Here is a 17058-nt window from a genome sequence, read left to right on the forward strand (position 1 = left end):
TTCGTTAGTGGCAGACAATGTCCTGCTCCTTTCCACTGCCATGCTCTAAGGAGCAATGGCTCTAGCCGGCTTATGTTTAGCCTTAAAAGATTAACTGACAGCCTCTATTTTCCTTTTTGAAAATAGAGGTTTTTCAGTCCTCTCTGATCTGATAGGTGTTTTCTTTGGCCCTAGAATGTGTTACAATTTTTAGTGACAAGTGTTTGTAAACAGGAAACAGAAAAACAATGGATGTTCTTCCAAAAAAATGAAACAGAGGAGAAGCGTGTGGCGAGATATTTAGTAGGGCCTTACAACAATAGTTGGAACTTTATGGATGCGGTTGAAAAAGCGCAGGATGGAGATACCATCGAGTTTGAAAATGGGTATGTCTTTCAATGGCCGACAAATAAAGTGATCGAGATCGATAAAAGCCTTCATTTTGTGGGGCATGTGGTTCCAAATCCAAATGGAAATGGGCGCATGTTTAACAACATCATTGAGGCTTCCTTCCGATTTGTAGAGGGAGCTCATGTGACATTTGAAGATCTGTGGTTTAAAGTTGGTGGGGATTATACGGCCTTGCTCTTATGGAATAGCTCAGACATCACTTGTAAACAGGTCTATTTTGAAGTAACTAGTCCAACAAATAATGAATTTTTTATCTATATGGATACGCATTCGAAAATGACATTGGATGGAGTTGGGATGAAGGTTCCGGAAAAACACCAAAGTGCCATCGGTATGTCTGCTTCGGAATTGTCCATTCGGAATTCAACGATTTTTTCTAAAATAAAGCTGAATGAAGGCTCTAAGTTGACCTTAGAAAATGTCCAAATTGAAAAATTTGGTAATAATACGATCCATGCCAAGGACTCAGAAGTGATCGCAAAAAATTCAACGATTACAGGTGGAGATCTGGAAAATGATTTTCCACCAGTTTGGTTGAGGAATGTCATCTGGGAATCTGAAAACTGTAAAATAGAGTTACCTACAGGAACTGGAATCTGTCTTGACAACAATGTTCAATTCAATTCGGATTCGGATCGTATGACCTCCATCAATTCATACAATAGTATGATCCGAGCTCACCAGGCTACATTTACAGAATTTTTATGCGTCTATGAAGAGTCCTTTGCTTCTTTGACTGGAGAAACGACTTTCTTGAATGAGAATGCCCAAACCATTTCATTTGGAGTTTTTGATGAGAGTGTGCTGATGGCTGAGCATATGATTTGTCATAAGATTGCGGATCCCAATATCCGGCTTCAAAGTGGAGCCTTTGTGAAGGCAAGCACCATGACCTATAGGCAGGGTGATGCGCGTGATCTTACCAAGGAAATCGAGGATGGTTGTGACTATCTCATTGGCAGAGAAGTGGCCAAGGGCAATGCGCAAGTCGTTGCTACGGGACAGGCAATGGATGCAACGGTGGCATCAACCCCTGCAACGGGCTCTGGACCAGAGAAGAAACAAGATGCTCTTCAAGAACTCAATAGCCTGATCGGTCTTGAAAAAGTCAAACATGAGATCAAGAAAATGATCAACATGGTGGAATTTAACAAGAAACGAATCGCCAGTGGCAAGGCTCCTGAAAAGCAAACACTCCACGCAGCCTTTATGGGGAATTCTGGTACAGGAAAGACCACTGTGGCCCGTCTCTTGGGACAAGTGCTCTTTGATGCAGGTGTCCTCTCAGGGGAGGAATTCCGTTTCGTGGAAGCAACGGAGTCCGATCTGATCTCTTCGAATATTGGAGGAACCGCTGAACAGACCCAAGCCCTGCTTGAAAAAGCGCGTGGGGGCATCCTCTTTATTGATGAAGCCTATAGCTTGGATAAAAAGGACAGCGGTGCGGATTTTGGGATCGAGGCGATCAATACCATCCTCAAATTTATGGAGGACAATCGCGATGACATCATGATCATCTTTGCCGGCTATACCAAGGAAATGGAAGAGTTCTTAAAGACCAATCCAGGCCTCCGCTCTCGGGTACCAAATAATTTCATCTTTGAAGATTTCACAGGAGATGAGATTGTCCAACTAGGGGAAATGATTTTAAACAAAGGGGACTACAAGCTCGAAGACCGGGACTACTATGCGCGGCATATTAAGCGGGCTTATGATGCCTCACTAGATAAGAGCAATGGTCGTTGGATCCGTAACCTCGATGAGCAATTGACCAAGACCATGGCAGATCGGGTGGTGGCCCAAGGTTCCGATGATATTGAGACTATTTTGAACAGTGATATTGATGCTGTCCTTAACCAAGGCAAGTACCAGGCAGGAGCTGACAAGGAAGAAGATGGGATGGCTGCTCTCAACCGTTTGGTTGGCATTGCCAAGGTGAAAGAGCAAGTCGAACAGTTCGTAGCCATGGCTGAGTTCAACCAAAAACGGGCTGAACAAGGCGGTATCGTTGAAGATACGACCTTGCACTCCCTCTTTCTTGGAAATCCCGGTACAGGGAAGACTACCGTTGCCCGCATTTTAGGCAATATCCTCTTCCAAAAAGGGGTGATCAATCAGAAGAAATTCATCGAAGTGTCGCGGAGCAATCTGGTTGGAGGCTACCAAGGTCAAACAGCCTTAAAGACGCGCGAAGTTTTAGAGAGTGCACTGGGTGGAGTCCTCTTTATCGATGAGGCCTACACGCTCTATACCGGCGTAAATGATGATTTTGGGAAGGAAGCCTTGGATGAAGTCCTCAAGTTTATGGAGGACCACCGTCGTGATATCGTCATTATCTTTGCTGGCTACACGAAAGAGATGCACGACTTCTTGCAGGTCAATTCAGGTCTGCAAAGTCGGATCCCGACTACCTTTGACTTCGAAGACTATAGCCCAGATGAGATCGTCGAGATCGGTTTGTTGGGACTGCGCAAGCAAGGCTACCAAGTCAACGAAGTCCTTTATGGAGAGATCGTCAGAGAAAATTATATGCGGGCCAATGACCATAGTAATGGTCGCTGGGTTCGTAATCTCAATGAAAAACTCTTGCGCCAAGTATCGACTCGGGTAACCCGTGAAGGTAGTACGGATTACAATTCGATTTTGGATCAAGATTTGGAAGCTTTGAGGGAGAATGGCAATTCTGGGCATCCCCATACAGTAGATGATCAAGGCTATGTTCTTCCTTAAGCTAGAAGGAAGAAGAAAAAGGATTCTGCAGGAGCGGAATCCTTTCAGTTGAAGACAAAATCTTTTTAGAAACTTTCCTTAGGTGAATACGGACGTCAGCGAACTTCTATGAAGTTCCATGACTAATTATTGAGCCTAAGGTCTCAATAATTCCGAGTACCTGAAACTTTATTGTTTCAGGTACTTTTTTCACGGCGGAAAGTTTCGGTATTTCTTGATTCATTCTAAAAAGAACTCATTTTTATTTCTTTTCAGAATCACTTAACCTATCTTATATTAAAAAAGGTTGTTTACGTTCTAAAAGAATTCTACATGGACTTATGGTATACTAGGTAGAGATCATCACTTATGAAGGAGTCAATATGGTTTTACCAAATTTTAAAGAAAACCTTGAAAAATATGCGAAATTGTTGGTGGCGAATGGCATCAACGTGCAACCTGGCCATACCTTGGTCTTGAACATCGATGTGGAACAAAGAGAATTGGCCCACTTGATCGTGAAGGAAGCCTATGCCTTGGGGGCACACGAAGTCATTGTCCAATGGGCGGATGACTTTACTACCCGGGAAAAATTCCTCCATGCACCGATGGATCGCTTGGACAACGTACCAGACTACAAGATTGCAGAGATGAACTACCTCTTGGAACACAAGGCCAGTCGCTTGGGTGTGCGCTCGTCTGATCCAGGTGCCTTAAATGGTGTTGATGCAGAGAAGCTTTCTGCCTCTGCCAAGGCCTTGGGTATAGCCATGAAACCAATGCGCATCGCCACTCAATCCAACAAGGTCAGCTGGACAGTGGCTGCTGCAGCTGGTTTAGAATGGGCGAAAAAAGTCTTCCCAAATGCGGCGAGCGATGAAGAAGCAGTGGATCTCCTGTGGGATCAAATCTTCAAGACCTGCCGGGTTTACGAAGAAGATCCAGTCAAGGCTTGGGAAGAGCATGCAACTATTCTCAAGAGCAAGGCAGATACACTGAATAAGGAACAATTCTCAGCCCTTCATTACACAGCGCCAGGAACCGATTTGACCCTTGGCTTGCCGAAAAATCATGTATGGGAATCTGCTGGAGCCGTTAATGCCCAAGGCGAAGGCTTCTTGCCAAATATGCCGACAGAAGAGGTCTTCACAGCGCCTGACTTCCGTCGTGCAGATGGTTATGTCACTTCCACAAAACCGCTTAGCTACAATGGGAACATCATCGAAGGCATCAAAGTGACCTTTGAAAATGGAGAAATCGTAGATATCACAGCTGAAAAAGGCGATCAAGTCATGAAAGATTTGGTCTTTAAAAACAAGGGAGCGCGTGCCTTGGGTGAATGTGCCCTCGTACCAGACCCAAGCCCAATTTCTCAATCAGGGATTACTTTCTTTAATACCCTCTTTGATGAAAATGCCTCTAACCATCTAGCGATTGGAGCAGCTTATGCCACCAGCGTAGAAGGTGGAGCAACATTCACAGAAGAAGAACTCGAAGCAGCCGGCCTTAATCGCTCAGACGTCCACGTCGACTTCATGATTGGCTCAAACCAAATGGATATCGACGGCATCCGAGAAGACGGCACCCGAGTCCCAGTCTTCCGCAACGGAGATTGGGCAATATAGGGAGTAGGACAGAAATCGGTAGACGAAGTCTCGATTTCGTAGTCCTGCCCCCACACAGTTGATTAGACTGGACGAAGAACCGAAAGGTTCGGGTACCGTCAATCAACCACTGTGCTAAGAGACAGAAATCGGTAGACGCAGTCTTGTAAATAAAAAAAGTGAGGTAGAAGTGAAGAATTCACTTCTACCTTACTTTTTTGTCATTGTACGGGCTTTGTATCCTATTCTAATATCAAGAGGCCTTCTTTGATTTCAAATGGGTTGTTTGGGTTGATATGGTCGTAGAACATGATGCCATTGGTGTGGTCGATTTCGTGTTGGACGACGATGGAGTTGTAGCCTTTGAGTTTAATGCGTTTCTTTTCACCGTCTTTTGTGAAGTACTCAACGGTCACGCGCGCGTGGCGGACCACATAGCCTGGAACATTGCGGTCAACAGAGAGGCAGCCTTCCCCGTCTCCGAGAGCCGCATCTTGAACAGAATGGGCAACAACCTTTGGATTGTACATGACTTCTTGGAGGCTATAGGCTTCTTTTGGTGGGTTGCCATCAGCGTCTTCTAGGTTTGGAACCAATACAGCGATAATGCGTTTTGAGATATCCAACTGTGGTGCGGCAAGTCCAACGCCCCCACGAAGGCCGAGTTTTTCAGCCATGACAGGATCTTGAGAATGGTGCAAGAATTGCAACATTTTTTCACCTAGGATGATTTCCTGATCGGACAAAGGGAAGGTCACATCTTCAGCGACTGCTCGAAGTGTTGGATTTCCTTCGCGGATAATGTCATCCATATCAATCAAATGGGATGCTCTTGTAACTTTTTCAATTGCTTTCATTGTTTTACTCTCACTTTCTTTCTACCTTCCATGATAACACAAAAGAACTTGAAATTAAAGTTTTCTGTCAGTTGTTTCCGTGTGTTTGATGGACAAGTCGCCCATTCTTTTTCGGTCTAAAATCGTATAGACCCGTCCGTCTCTTTTGATCAACCCCTCTTCAATCATCTGCTTGATCACGCGGCTGAGGTGGCGGTAGCTGATGCCAAAAAGGAGGGCCAATTGGTTCATCTTGGGCTTGATGGTGCCCTGTTCATCGCAATGCTCAAGGAAATGAGTGGCCACGCGCTTCTTGACCGAGTAGTGGAAATTAGCAGGAGCGAAATAGTTGATCTGGTGCAATTTTTTAGCCAAGGTCTTGGCAGTCGAACGTAGAAAGGTCGGGTCCAGCAGTAGGCGGTCTTTGAAATGCCGAGCAGAGAGCTGAACGACTAGTGAATCCTGGTCGGCAATAACCGATGTGATACAAACTCGATCGAGCAGGAGTTCGATCTCCCCTAAAAGTCCTGGTTTTTCTTGGATTTCAAGGATGGTATCACTGCCGTTTTCAAGGCTGTGGACGATTTTCAGTCGTCCTTTGAGAAAATAGGGAATGACCGCTTGCTCTGTTCCTTGACGGCAGATATAATCCCCTGCTTGGTAGAGGACGAGTTCAAGCTGGCTGAGGCAATCTTTTGGGAAAATCTGCTCCAATTGGTAGTTTGCAATCATTGTTTGAAGTTGGTTAGGGTGGTGAATTTTTTTCATCTGGATCTCCAAAAATAGGACAAATGTCCTGTTTTTCTTTTGCTAAATTGATTATACTAGGATTCGATTGAAAATACTAGTTTGAATAGTTTTTGAAAAAACTAGTTGGATCAAAATGTTCCCAGTAAGGTGTAGAAAATACAAAATGAAACAAACAATGGAAAGAATCAGTCTCTTGAGCTTGTCTCTTATACTGATTTCATCTTTTTCAATTACGGCTGGTTTGCCAGCCATGAAGGCCTATTTTGGCCAGTTGGGCTATTCAGGGGCGCAGGTGGAACTCTTGGTTTCCTTGCCAGCTTTCTCAGTCGTGGCCATGCTCTTTTTAAACAGCTTTGTCGAGCGATGGTTAAGTGAGCGCCAGATGATTATCATTGGTTTATTGGTGATGTCAACCAGTGGACTGGTGCCTTTGGTCCTTCAAGACTATCCCCTTATTTTTCTGAGCCGCATCTTCTTCGGCCTGGGTACGGGGATGATCAATGCCAAGGCCATTTCCATCATTAGTGAGCGCTATAAGGGGAATGATAAGACGCGCATGCTTGGCTACCGTGGCTCTGCTGAAGTGGTGGGAGCAGCCATCTTGACCTTTATGGTGGGCCAACTCCTACCGCTAGGATGGCCAGCCATCTTTTCCGTCTATGGTGCAGGCTATTTGATTTTACTCTTTTATATCCTCTTTGTGCCCTATCCCAAGGAAAACAGGCAAGTAACTGTAAAGGTGCAAAAGAAGGGCAATTCCCTTAGCCTTCGTCCGCCACAATGGCGCTTTAGCCTCATGCTGGCAGTGATTGCTGGCGTGATTATCTGTTTTAATTCCATTATCAGTCTGCGTCTGCCTGAGGTGATCGTCGACGCTCGTATGGGAACGGCGACAACAGCTGGAACAGTCCTAAGTCTGATGCAATTGACAGGGATTGTAGCGGGAGTTGGCTTTGCCAGCTTGACGCATCTCTTCAAAAAACACCTGTTGATGATCATGTGTTTTGGCTTTGGTATTTCTCTCGCCTTGATTGGCTTGTCCACTCAATTATGGCTCCTGGTTTTAGCTACTTTACTAGCTGGATTTACCTACAGTACGGGGGTTACCGGAATTTTCTATCACCTGTCTGAAAAGATCCCAACCAATCTTTTGAATCTGGCGACTTCTCTCGTTTTGATTGGCTGCAACCTCGGATCGGCCCTCTCTTCATTTTTCCTTCAGCTAGTCGCACCTTTCGCTCCCAACAATGCCCTCCTTTTTCTCCTGATTGGAGCTTTGATGGCCCTGACCGGAATTTTTGCCTCTCACTTGTTAGCAAAAACGAAATGATACAGAAATCATTTCTTCAGATTAATACCAGGTCATCTTAGAAACTTTCCTTAGGTGATTACGGACGTCAGCGAACTTCTTCGAAGTTCCATGACTAAGTTTTGAGCCTAGTGTCTCAAAACTTCCGAGCACCTGAAACAAAAATAGTTCAGGCACATTTCTCACGGCGGAAAGTTTCAGCGTATGTTTGAATGAGTCTTGAAAAAATATTTCATTTTAATTTTTTTGCATTAATTAGGTTGTTTGATGTAAAAAATAGTTTATCTACATTCCAACGAAATGATACAGAAATCATTTCGTTTTTTTAATTCTATCTATTGCTTCCTTTTACTAGATCGTGTTATTATAGAGGAAATGTGAAAAAAGTTTAACTTAAAGGATAACCTCATGAAAAAAATCATGGAGAAGGTGAGTATTCTCGCCCTTTCATTTATTTTGACAACCTCATTTTCGATCTCCAGCGCCCAGTCGGAAATGTTTGCCTACTATAAGGACATGCCTCACAGCATGATCGAGCTCTTGGTTTCTCTTCCTTCGGCTGGGATTATGGTCTCGCTGATTTTTAATAAATGGATCGAGCGTCTCTTGTCGGAGCGCCAGATGATCGTGACCGGTCTGGTAGCCTATGCTTTGTGTGGTTTTATTCCCTTGATCAGTCCGGCTTACCCAGTTGTTTTTCTGTCTCGGATTATTTTTGGGATGGCGGTAGGGCTCTTAAATGTATCTGCCATTGCCATCATCAGTGAGCGCTATAAGGGAAAAGAACGCATCCAGACCTTGGGAATCCGTGGTTCGGCAGAGGTTGTGGGGACCGCTGTTTTGACCTTCGGGGTGAGTTTTTTGATTCGTTTTGGTTGGCAGGCAGCCTTTCTCGTCTATGGCATTAGTATTCCGATCTTGCTCTTGTACCTACTCTTTGTCCCTTATGGGAATTCTGCTGACCTCATTGAGGAGGAGCATCGGGAGACCAAGATGACAGGTGGTCAATGGCGGACCGCTCTTGGTCTTGCTGTAGTTGCGGCAGCTATCGTCTTGTCCAATGTCATGATCACCGTCCGTATTCCAAGTGTGGTGGAGCAAGTCGGACATGGCACTGCCCAAACGGCAGGCATCATCCTAGCAGCCATGCAATTTGTTGGAATTTTAGCCGGTTTGGCCTTCTCTCCTTTAACCCATTTGTTCCGTGAGCGGTTGCTACTGGTATCAGGTTTGGCCTTTGGCTTGACCCAGGTCTTGATTGGCTTTTCTTCCAATCTTCCCATTTTGGCTCTGGTGACCATTGCTTCTGGTTTTACCTATAGTGTCGCGCTAACAACTGTCTACCATGTCTTATCAGATAAGATGCCAGCAGGTGTGTTGAGCCAAGCAACTTCTATTGCGGTCTTGGGTTGTAGTACAGGATCGATCGCAACGACCTTTGTCCTCAGTCTTCTAGGAACAGTCTCATCTGCTCCAGCCTTTATTTTTGGATTTTCAGGACTGCTCATGATTTTGGTATCTATTTTTGGTCTATGGATTGTCAAACATAGTGGGAAATGAGCATGCGACTGGATAAATTTTTAGTAGATTGTGGCGTGGGGAGTCGAACTGAGGTCAAGCAGCTTCTTAAGCAAAAGAAAATCGCAGTGAATGGGAAAAAAGAGACAGCAGGAAAGCTGCAGATCGATCCTGACAAGGATCAGGTGACCTATATGGGAGAAGCGCTGGTCCATGAGACCTTCGTTTACTACCTGCTCAATAAACCGGCTGGGGTCATCTCTGCGACAGAAGATGACCATCACCAAACGGTGTTGGATCTATTGGATGAGACCGCTCGTCACAAGGAAGTCTTTCCTGTCGGGCGCCTGGATATTGATACCCACGGCTTGCTCCTTTTGACCAATAATGGCAAGCTCGCTCATGCCATGCTCTCCCCAAAAAAGCATGTTTCAAAAATCTACCGTGCCAAGGTAGCTGGGATCATGGATGAGGCAGATGTGGCACGTTTTGAAGCAGGAATTGTCCTCAAGGACTTCACGACCTTACCTGCAAAACTGCAGATCTTAGAAGTGGATGAAGCAAAGGCAAGCTCCTATGTGGAAATCGAAATTGCAGAAGGAAAATTCCATCAGGTCAAGCGCATGGTCGCTGCCTGTGGCAAGGAAGTGGTGGATTTAGAGCGGATTTCTATGGGACCTCTAGCGCTAGATTCAGGCCTTAAATTGGGAGAGTGGCGAAGGCTTCATCCTTCAGAATTGGCCTCTTTAGAGGTGTTTGGAGTTTCTTTATAAGGAATCGAAAAGATAGCAGTCTGGTTGCAACCATCTGCTTTTTTTCTTTGTATCAAAAAAATGTACTTAAAATACAAAAAGCATATATATTAGCTTGTCTTCTCAAAGTAAATCGATTATAATGAAAAAAGATGGGTTGTGCTAAAAATCACAATATGTAGTGATAATTTTTTGATCAGCCTACCTTATCTAGTAGATTATGAAAAAGGAGAATCTTCGTTTATGAAACAGCGGCTCTATTCTGTTGTGTCAACAGTTGCCCTATTTTTGTTAGTGGCTTTAGGATTTGCAAGGCCTCATCATCTCACTAAAGTACAGGCAGATACGATCAATGATGTCGTGACATCTGTAAACATCTCAAAATCAACGGGTGGCGCGATTACAGATCCACTGGGAGTGTGGGAAAGTTTTCAGGTGGAAGCCAACTTTGTCCTTCCAAATGGGCGAGTAAAAGCGGGGGATCAGACCGTTATCCAACTTGGAGATGGCTTTAAGGTCTTTGAAATGGACACCATTGACCTGCTTGATCCAAGTGGTCAAAAAGTTGCGACGGCAACGGTAGATGATCAACGAAAAGTCATCACCGTGACCTATACAGACTATCCTGAAAGACTGGCCAATGTGACAGGAAAACTGCGCTTTTTTGCGCGTGTAGACCATGCGGTTGTGAAGGAGAAAAAGACGCTTAACTTTACTCTAAAAGTGGACAAGGACGTCATTTCAGGTGGAAAGATCGATTATAGAGGGGTCAATCCAGGCGAGAATCCGCCAACTCCGGAGGTCTTTAGCAAATGGGGCTGGACCAATTCAGGCGATAAATTAAAATTAACCTATACCTTGAACATCAATCAAGGACATACAGCCCTCCATAATATTGATATTTCGGACCAATTGGCCTTTACAGATGGGAAGATCAAGCCTGATTCGATTCGAATTCATACAGGGACTTGGAAGGTTAGCGATGAAGATGGTGCCTATCATTTGCGAGACACCACGAATGTTACCAAGAATTATTTACCTGTAGTGAGTGCAGATGGGCAATCTCTGACTGTCCACATTGGCGATCTAGAGCCTGCACAGGGCATGACGATTCGCTATGACGTCTATTTGGATAAGGTTCCAGCCATCAATACCAAATACAAAAACAATGCGACCATGACTGCGACAGAAATCAAGGAGCAAAATAAGGATGCTGTCATCCGCTATCAATTCCTTGATGGAAACTTTGATGGGGAGAAATATTCATTCACCATCCACAAAAAAGGAGAAAAAGGTCAAGCTCTTGCGGGCGCTGTCTTTGCTGTAACGGCAGACGCTACGGGTGAGCAAGTCGGAACCATCACGACGGATAAGGACGGTAAGGGAACCGTGACCGGATTGACCAAGCAAGCTTACACGGTGCAGGAAATCCAAGCTCCAGTAGGCTATGTGCTCTCTGCAGAGCCTCTCAAGATCAGTCCGGACGATTTTGGAAGGGGGAATAACCTTGAAATCGCCCGTGAAGTCGTGAACAAAAAAGAAAAAACCAGTATCTCTGGCCAAAAAATATGGAATGACAATGACAACCAAGACGGCAAACGACCTTCAAAAATCACTGTCAATCTCCTTGCAAATGGTGTCAAAGTTGCTTCTAAAGAAGTGAAAGCTGATAAAGACGGAAATTGGCTCTATCAGTTTGACAATCTGGATCTAGTCGACGATGCTGGCCATGCTATTGCCTATAGCGTTTCAGAAGAACCTGTGAAAGGCTATGTCGCAAATGTTGAGGGGACCAATATTACCAATAGCCGTACACCAGAAGTGACAGAAGTGGCGGTTAAGAAAGTCTGGGATGACAAGGAAAATAAAGATGGCCTGCGTCCAGATAAGGTAACCGTTCGGCTCCTTGCTGATGGCCAAGAAGTGGCTAGCCAAGAACTAAGTGCAGCGACTGATTGGAAGACAGCTTTTACGAATCTTCCTGTATACAAAGCAGGTAAGAAGATTGACTACACCCTGACAGAGGATTCAGTAGCGGGTTATACGGCTAAGATTGATGGCTTCACCGTCACCAACCATCATACCCCAACGACCCCACCAACAACGCCACCAACTACACCTTCGACAACCCCTCCTACACCGCCATCAAGCACGTCGGAGAAACCTCAATCTTCAACGACACCAAAAGCAGGAAAGAAAAAAATTCTTCCATCAACAGGTGAAGTCGTTGCCTACGGGTTGATCGGAGTTGGCGCACTCTTAGCAGTTGTAGCAGTCGGTTTGCTCTTATGTGGAAAACGAAAAGATAAATAAGATTTTGATATTGAAAAGGCAAATATACTAACAGATATTTGTCTTTTTAACTGCCTTTGTAGACTATTTTTCTTCAAACAGCCTAAAACCTGAATGGGATGATCCTGAATTTGGATCCGCCCTTTAAAATTTATCGTGAAGGGAACACAAGTATTTGACAGAAAGATGAAATCTTGGTAGAATAAGAAGGTCGATCAGACAACTAACTCTTTCTTGGTAGTAGGCCATGCCAAACCTGCCACTCGGATAGAGCATAAAGAAAAGGAGCTTATCATGGCAATCTCAAAAGAGAAAAAAAATGAAATCATTGCACAATACGCACGTCACGAAGGTGACACTGGTTCAGTAGAAGTACAAGTTGCTGTCCTTACTTGGGAAATCAACCACTTGAACGAACACATCAAAGAACACAAAAAAGACCACGCTACTTACCGTGGTTTGATGAAGAAAATCGGTCGCCGTCGTAACTTGTTGGCTTACCTTCGTACAAACGATGTTAACCGTTACCGTGAGTTGATCAACTCTCTTGGTCTTCGTCGTTAATTCAAGATACAAAGGCTGTCAAAAGCACAAAGCAAAAATAGGAAAATCGACGAAGAAACCTCAGTTTCTAGGAAATTTTATCTTTTTTGCCAAGTGCTTAGGCCGTGTTCAATTGAATACAAAAAAGTTGAGTTACTCTATTATGGAGTAGCTTTTCTTTTTTACTAGAATTTCAGTACAATATTCGGCTTGTCGCCTTGTCTAGAATCGTTTTATCCAGCAAGAAACATGATGCTAAGGGCGCCAAAAATCCGTATGAAAATAGGGAAACGACACAGTGTTCGATGAACACAAGGAGTTTCATCTTTTTCACTAGGATTTTAGCCCGAGCTCAAATTAGCCCTCTGACTTCAGAGGGCTTTTTTATTGCCTTTTTTCGAACAAGATTCATCATTCTGATCAAGTCGTTTTATTTGACAGATGTAATGATTGAAGTTACAATTGTTCTATAAAATGAAACAGAGGTTATCGCTATGATTGATATTACTTATCTAGACGGTGCAAAACAAGAACGAGTCATGCATTTTGACTCTTATGAAGAATTTGAACGCTCCCAACAGGCCTGCCTAATCGGGGTTGCGGATTATTTTCCTGTGACAAAATTGACCTATAATGGACATGAGTTGGACTATCAAGGTGTATACGGAGATGTCTTCTTCTATTTGATGAAGCAAGACCTCGATCAATACAAAAACTAAAGGAGAAAGACAATGGCAAAAGCAATTACAGACGCAACATTTGAAGCAGAAACTAAAGAAGGATTGGTCTTGGTAGACTTCTGGGCGACCTGGTGTGGTCCTTGTCGTATGCAAGCCCCTATCCTAGAAAAATTATCCCAAGAACTTTCGGAAGATGAATTGAAAATCCTGAAAATGGATGTGGACGAAAATCCAGAAACAGCGCGTGCTTTCGGTATTATGTCCATCCCAACCTTGCTCTTTAAAAAAGATGGACAGGTAGTGAAACAAGTCGCAGGGGTACACACTGCAGGCCAAATCAAGGCCATTGTGGCAGAATTGAGTTAGTAAAAAAGAGTAAGATGAGGAACAATTTGTTCGATCTTACTCTTTTTTTATAGACGTTTTAAAATTGGCTCAATGAGTCAAGAGATCTATGATTTCATCAATGCTTGATTTACTACCTTTTGTTAAATAGGTTTCTTTACTACCTTTTTTAAAAGATGATAAATTTGGTACTGTTTTGATATTCATATCATGGGCAAAGGACGTGATGTCTTTTCGCTCTTTTGAATCGTTATCAAGGTAATAAACGGTCTGATTCGTTTTTTGAATAGCAACTGCTAATTTGGGAGCAAATTTTTGACAGTATGGGCAGGATTCTCGACCGATATAGAGGATGAAATCTTCTTTATTGTTGATTTTCTCTTGTACCTCAGATAGATGAATCTTTTTGACGTAAGTCATTGCTTCCTTGTAAGAGTTTGGGGTAATAATTTCTTTCTTTTTGAAATTCATGTCTAGGATTGAAAGAAGAGAGATTGTACAAATGGAAAAAATGAGAATTGTAAATTTCTTATTCACAAGCGATTCCATCTCCATCTCTATCTAAGCGCGCGCTATAACCAGGTTGCCCTCTACGAAGTGGTGCAGCACCTGCAGCGCGTGCTTCACTACAATTTCGATAAGCTCCTTGTTGATGTTGTGAAGCAAATGCCTGTTGAGGTTGGGGTGCTACAGCTGTGGCTTGTCGAGCTCGTTCAGCAGCTGCAGCTTGTTGTGCTCGAACGGTAATAGCATTCTGTACTAATCCAACACGGTTATTTAAACGATCCTTTGTGCTTTGATCTGATACATTTGCGATGGCAGCTTGGGCAGGCGCAATGTTTTCTGTTACTTGATTGTTTTCCAACGCTTGTACAGCAACCTCAGCTTGGTCTGCAAGTTGTTTTGCTTCAGCTTCTTTCTTTTCACGTTCTTCTTTTTCTTTTCGCTCCTGTTCTTCCTTCGACTTTTTCTCGCGCTCTTCTTTTTCTTTTCGTTCTTGTTCTTCTTTTGCTTTCTTCTCTTTTTCAGCCTTCTCCGCTTTCTCTTTTGCTTCCTTTTCGCGTTTGACTTCAGCTTCTTTTTTGGCATTTTCATCTTTTTTAGATGGAGAAGAAGCGAGATGAGTAGCTTGGGTTTGCTCTTCTCGTTTGGTGGAAGCTATATTGGGGTTGATTAAGTATGTACCTCCGACTGCAAGAACTGAAGCAATAGCGGCGATATTTCTTTTAGTAGCGTTGGGTTTCTTTTTCGAAAAATACCATGCAAATCCTATACCACCAAAAAAGAGGAGTGGGAGAATGATCTCGGGATTAAAAATCATAAAGATGATTCCGAGACCATAAAGAACGACTTTCCAAACTGGTTGGGCCATGATATAATCAATAAACTTTTTCATTATTTTCTCCATATTTTGCAATGTTTTTCACGATAATCATACCATAAAATGAGAACGCTTTCAATCACTAATTGGTAATTTTTAAGCAAAAAATCAGACTTAGAATAAACTAAGTCTGAAAATCGTACTTATTCTCCCAATTCTGCACTGTAGGCAATAATTTGCTCGACGGTGTCTGAAAGGAATTGGATGGTGTCGCGAAGTGGTTTGTCCGTTGAGATATCTGCTCCGATGATCATGGCTGACTCAAGTGGGGTCTTGCTGCCGCCTGATTTGAGGAGGTCCAGCCAATCTTTGGCTCCGTTTTCGGAGTTCTTCAAGTGCAGGTAACCGGCTGTTGAGATAACCAGGCCAGCTGAGTAGGTGTAGCTGTAAAGCCCCATGTAGTAGTGGCTTTGGCGCATCCAGGTTAGAGCTGCATCGTCATCGATTTCAACGGCGTCACCCCAGAATTCGGTCAAGACTTCCTTCATGATGCTGTTGAGCTTGCTAGCTCCGAAGGTACCGCCTTCTTCGATCAGAGTGTAGACCTTGCGTTGGAAGGCTGCTTCCAGCAAGTGGGTGATGAAGTTGTGGAAGTAGGTGTCTGTCAAACGGTGAGCCAAAGCAAAGCGTTTTTGACGAGGATCGTCAAACTGGTGTTCCAAATAGTCGCTAAGGAGGAGCTCATTAAAGGTAGAAGGAGCTTCCACATAGTAGGTCGACATGTGGGCGTTGAAGTAGCTTTGGTTGTTGTCTGAAAAGATAAATTGACCAGAGTGTCCGATCTCGTGGATCAGGGTATAGACATCGCTCAAGCGTCCTGTCCAGCTCATGAGGACATAAGGATGGACGCGGTATGGATCGGCCGCATATCCACCGGAATCCTTGCCTTCATTGGCCGCAAAGTCGACCCAACGTTCGGTTTGGTAGCGGGCAATTTCGTGTGAATATTCTTCTCCAAGTGGTGCCACAGATTTCATGACCAAGTCATAAGCGCCATCAATGGTAACATCCGGGTTGAGTGCACTATCTAAGTCCAACTTCCAATCAGCGAAGGTCATCTTTTCAAGGCCATTGACCTTGGCTACGTGTTTGAGGTATTTTTGAGCGACTGGAGCGAAGTCTTTCATGATCAGATCAATCTGACGGTCAAACATAGAACGGTCCACTTCCTGCTCAGCTAAGAGATAATCAAAGACAGAGTCGTAGCCCCGCATATCTGCGATTAGTTTTTCAGATTTGACTTGGGCTAGATAGGTAGCAGCCGCAGTATTTTGGTGCTTGCGGAGGCCTTCTGAGAAAGAACGAAAGGCTTTTTCACGGACTTCTGCATTCTCATGGTTTTGGTAGAAGTTTTCATAGGTGACAAAGCTATTCTTGTAAACTTTTCCATCCACTTCAAAATCAGCCATTTCAAAGTCACCTGCCCGCATCTTGGTATAGATGTCTTGCGGTCCGTAGAAGACTTCACCAAGGTTGGTCAAAGTTTTTTCCACATCAGCTCCCAAGTAGTGAGCTTTTTTGATTTTAGCCTGACGAATGGCAAAAGTGAGGTGAGGGAGTTGACCCAGGCGTTCAAGGACTTCTTCATCTGCTTCGACTAAGGCATCATCAAAGAAGGTTAGCTCTACGCTGGCCCAGGTTTCAAAATCCATCCCTGCTTGGGCAATTTCCGCAAAAGCTTCATCACCAAAGTCAGTCGTTTGGGGCATAAAGCTGTAGTTGCCAATGTGGCTGAGCTGAATCTGAATCTGTTCAAAGATGGCAAAGGCAGCTTCAAAGTCTTCAAAAGTGTGGAGGTTGCCCTTGTAGTTACGGACAAATTCATTGATTTCTTCACGGGTCTTTTCAATGGCACGCAAGAAGTCTTCCTGGTCTTGGTAAAGGGCTGTGAGGTCCCAGAGTTCGTTTTCAGGAAATTCAGAACGTTTCTTTAATTCCATAGTGTTTCT

14 protein-coding genes are annotated in these 17058 nt (G+C 43.9%); 9 read left to right on the top strand and 5 right to left on the bottom strand.

What is annotated here, in order from left to right; translation table 11 throughout:
- Positions 1-267 precede the first annotated feature (267 nt).
- The gene (locus HA044_RS09650) at positions 268-3120 is read left to right on the top strand and encodes an AAA family ATPase (protein ID WP_187540967.1); all 2853 of its coding nucleotides are present in this window, start codon (positions 268-270) and stop codon (positions 3118-3120) included.
- Between the two features lie 362 nt (positions 3121-3482).
- A complete protein-coding gene (locus HA044_RS09655) occupies positions 3483-4724 on the top strand; it encodes an aminopeptidase (protein WP_187540968.1) in 1242 nt (413 codons plus the stop codon).
- 221 nt (positions 4725-4945) lie between these two features.
- On the opposite strand, the gene def is transcribed toward HA044_RS09655, so the two are convergent.
- Positions 4946-5560, bottom strand: coding sequence for a peptide deformylase (gene def / locus HA044_RS09660; protein WP_187540969.1), 615 nt, complete (start codon positions 5558-5560; stop codon positions 4946-4948).
- Between the two features lie 54 nt (positions 5561-5614).
- On the bottom strand, positions 5615-6307 hold the full coding sequence (locus HA044_RS09665; protein WP_187540970.1) for a cyclic nucleotide-binding domain-containing protein: 693 nt from the start codon (positions 6305-6307) through the stop codon (positions 5615-5617).
- A gap of 145 nt (positions 6308-6452) precedes the next feature.
- Between HA044_RS09665 and HA044_RS09670 the strand changes: the two genes are divergently transcribed.
- From HA044_RS09670 to trxA, 7 genes are all read left to right on the top strand, one after another.
- On the top strand, positions 6453-7619 hold the full coding sequence (locus tag HA044_RS09670; protein WP_187540971.1) for an MFS transporter: 1167 nt from the start codon (positions 6453-6455) through the stop codon (positions 7617-7619).
- A gap of 387 nt (positions 7620-8006) precedes the next feature.
- Positions 8007-9158: an MFS transporter gene (locus HA044_RS09675; RefSeq protein ID WP_187540972.1), complete on the top strand. Its 1152-nt coding sequence runs from the start codon at positions 8007-8009 to the stop codon at positions 9156-9158.
- A gap of 2 nt (positions 9159-9160) precedes the next feature.
- Positions 9161-9889 (top strand): pseudouridine synthase, encoded by a 729-nt coding sequence (locus HA044_RS09680; RefSeq protein ID WP_187540973.1) that lies wholly within the window; start codon positions 9161-9163, stop codon positions 9887-9889.
- A 222-nt stretch (positions 9890-10111) separates the two neighbouring features.
- On the top strand, positions 10112-12181 hold the full coding sequence (locus HA044_RS09685; protein WP_187540974.1) for a Cna B-type domain-containing protein: 2070 nt from the start codon (positions 10112-10114) through the stop codon (positions 12179-12181).
- 273 nt (positions 12182-12454) lie between these two features.
- Positions 12455-12724, top strand: coding sequence for a 30S ribosomal protein S15 (rpsO, locus tag HA044_RS09690; RefSeq protein WP_187540975.1), 270 nt, complete (start codon positions 12455-12457; stop codon positions 12722-12724).
- A gap of 473 nt (positions 12725-13197) precedes the next feature.
- Complete coding sequence (locus HA044_RS09695; protein ID WP_187540976.1) at positions 13198-13422, top strand: DUF4649 family protein; 225 nt, start codon at positions 13198-13200, stop codon at positions 13420-13422.
- Between the two features lie 12 nt (positions 13423-13434).
- Entirely contained in the window at positions 13435-13749 is a 315-nt protein-coding gene (gene trxA, locus HA044_RS09700) for a thioredoxin (protein WP_187540977.1), read from the top strand.
- A gap of 69 nt (positions 13750-13818) precedes the next feature.
- On the opposite strand, the gene HA044_RS09705 is transcribed toward trxA, so the two are convergent.
- The 3 genes from HA044_RS09705 to pepF form a co-directional block, all read right to left on the bottom strand.
- Positions 13819-14148 carry a thioredoxin family protein gene (locus HA044_RS09705; protein WP_262407565.1) on the bottom strand — a complete coding sequence of 110 codons (330 nt, stop codon included), beginning with the start codon at positions 14146-14148 and terminating at the stop codon, positions 13819-13821.
- 109 nt (positions 14149-14257) lie between these two features.
- A complete protein-coding gene (locus HA044_RS09710; RefSeq protein ID WP_187540979.1) occupies positions 14258-15124 on the bottom strand; it encodes an excalibur calcium-binding domain-containing protein in 867 nt (288 codons plus the stop codon).
- A 128-nt stretch (positions 15125-15252) separates the two neighbouring features.
- The gene (pepF, locus tag HA044_RS09715) at positions 15253-17049 is read right to left on the bottom strand and encodes an oligoendopeptidase F (protein WP_187540980.1); all 1797 of its coding nucleotides are present in this window, start codon (positions 17047-17049) and stop codon (positions 15253-15255) included.
- Positions 17050-17058: the final 9 nt, after the last annotated feature.

It is taken from the genome of Streptococcus sp. IMAU 99161, from assembly GCF_014435245.1.
In the GTDB taxonomy this organism is placed as follows: Bacteria; Bacillota; Bacilli; order Lactobacillales; family Streptococcaceae; genus Streptococcus; species Streptococcus lactarius.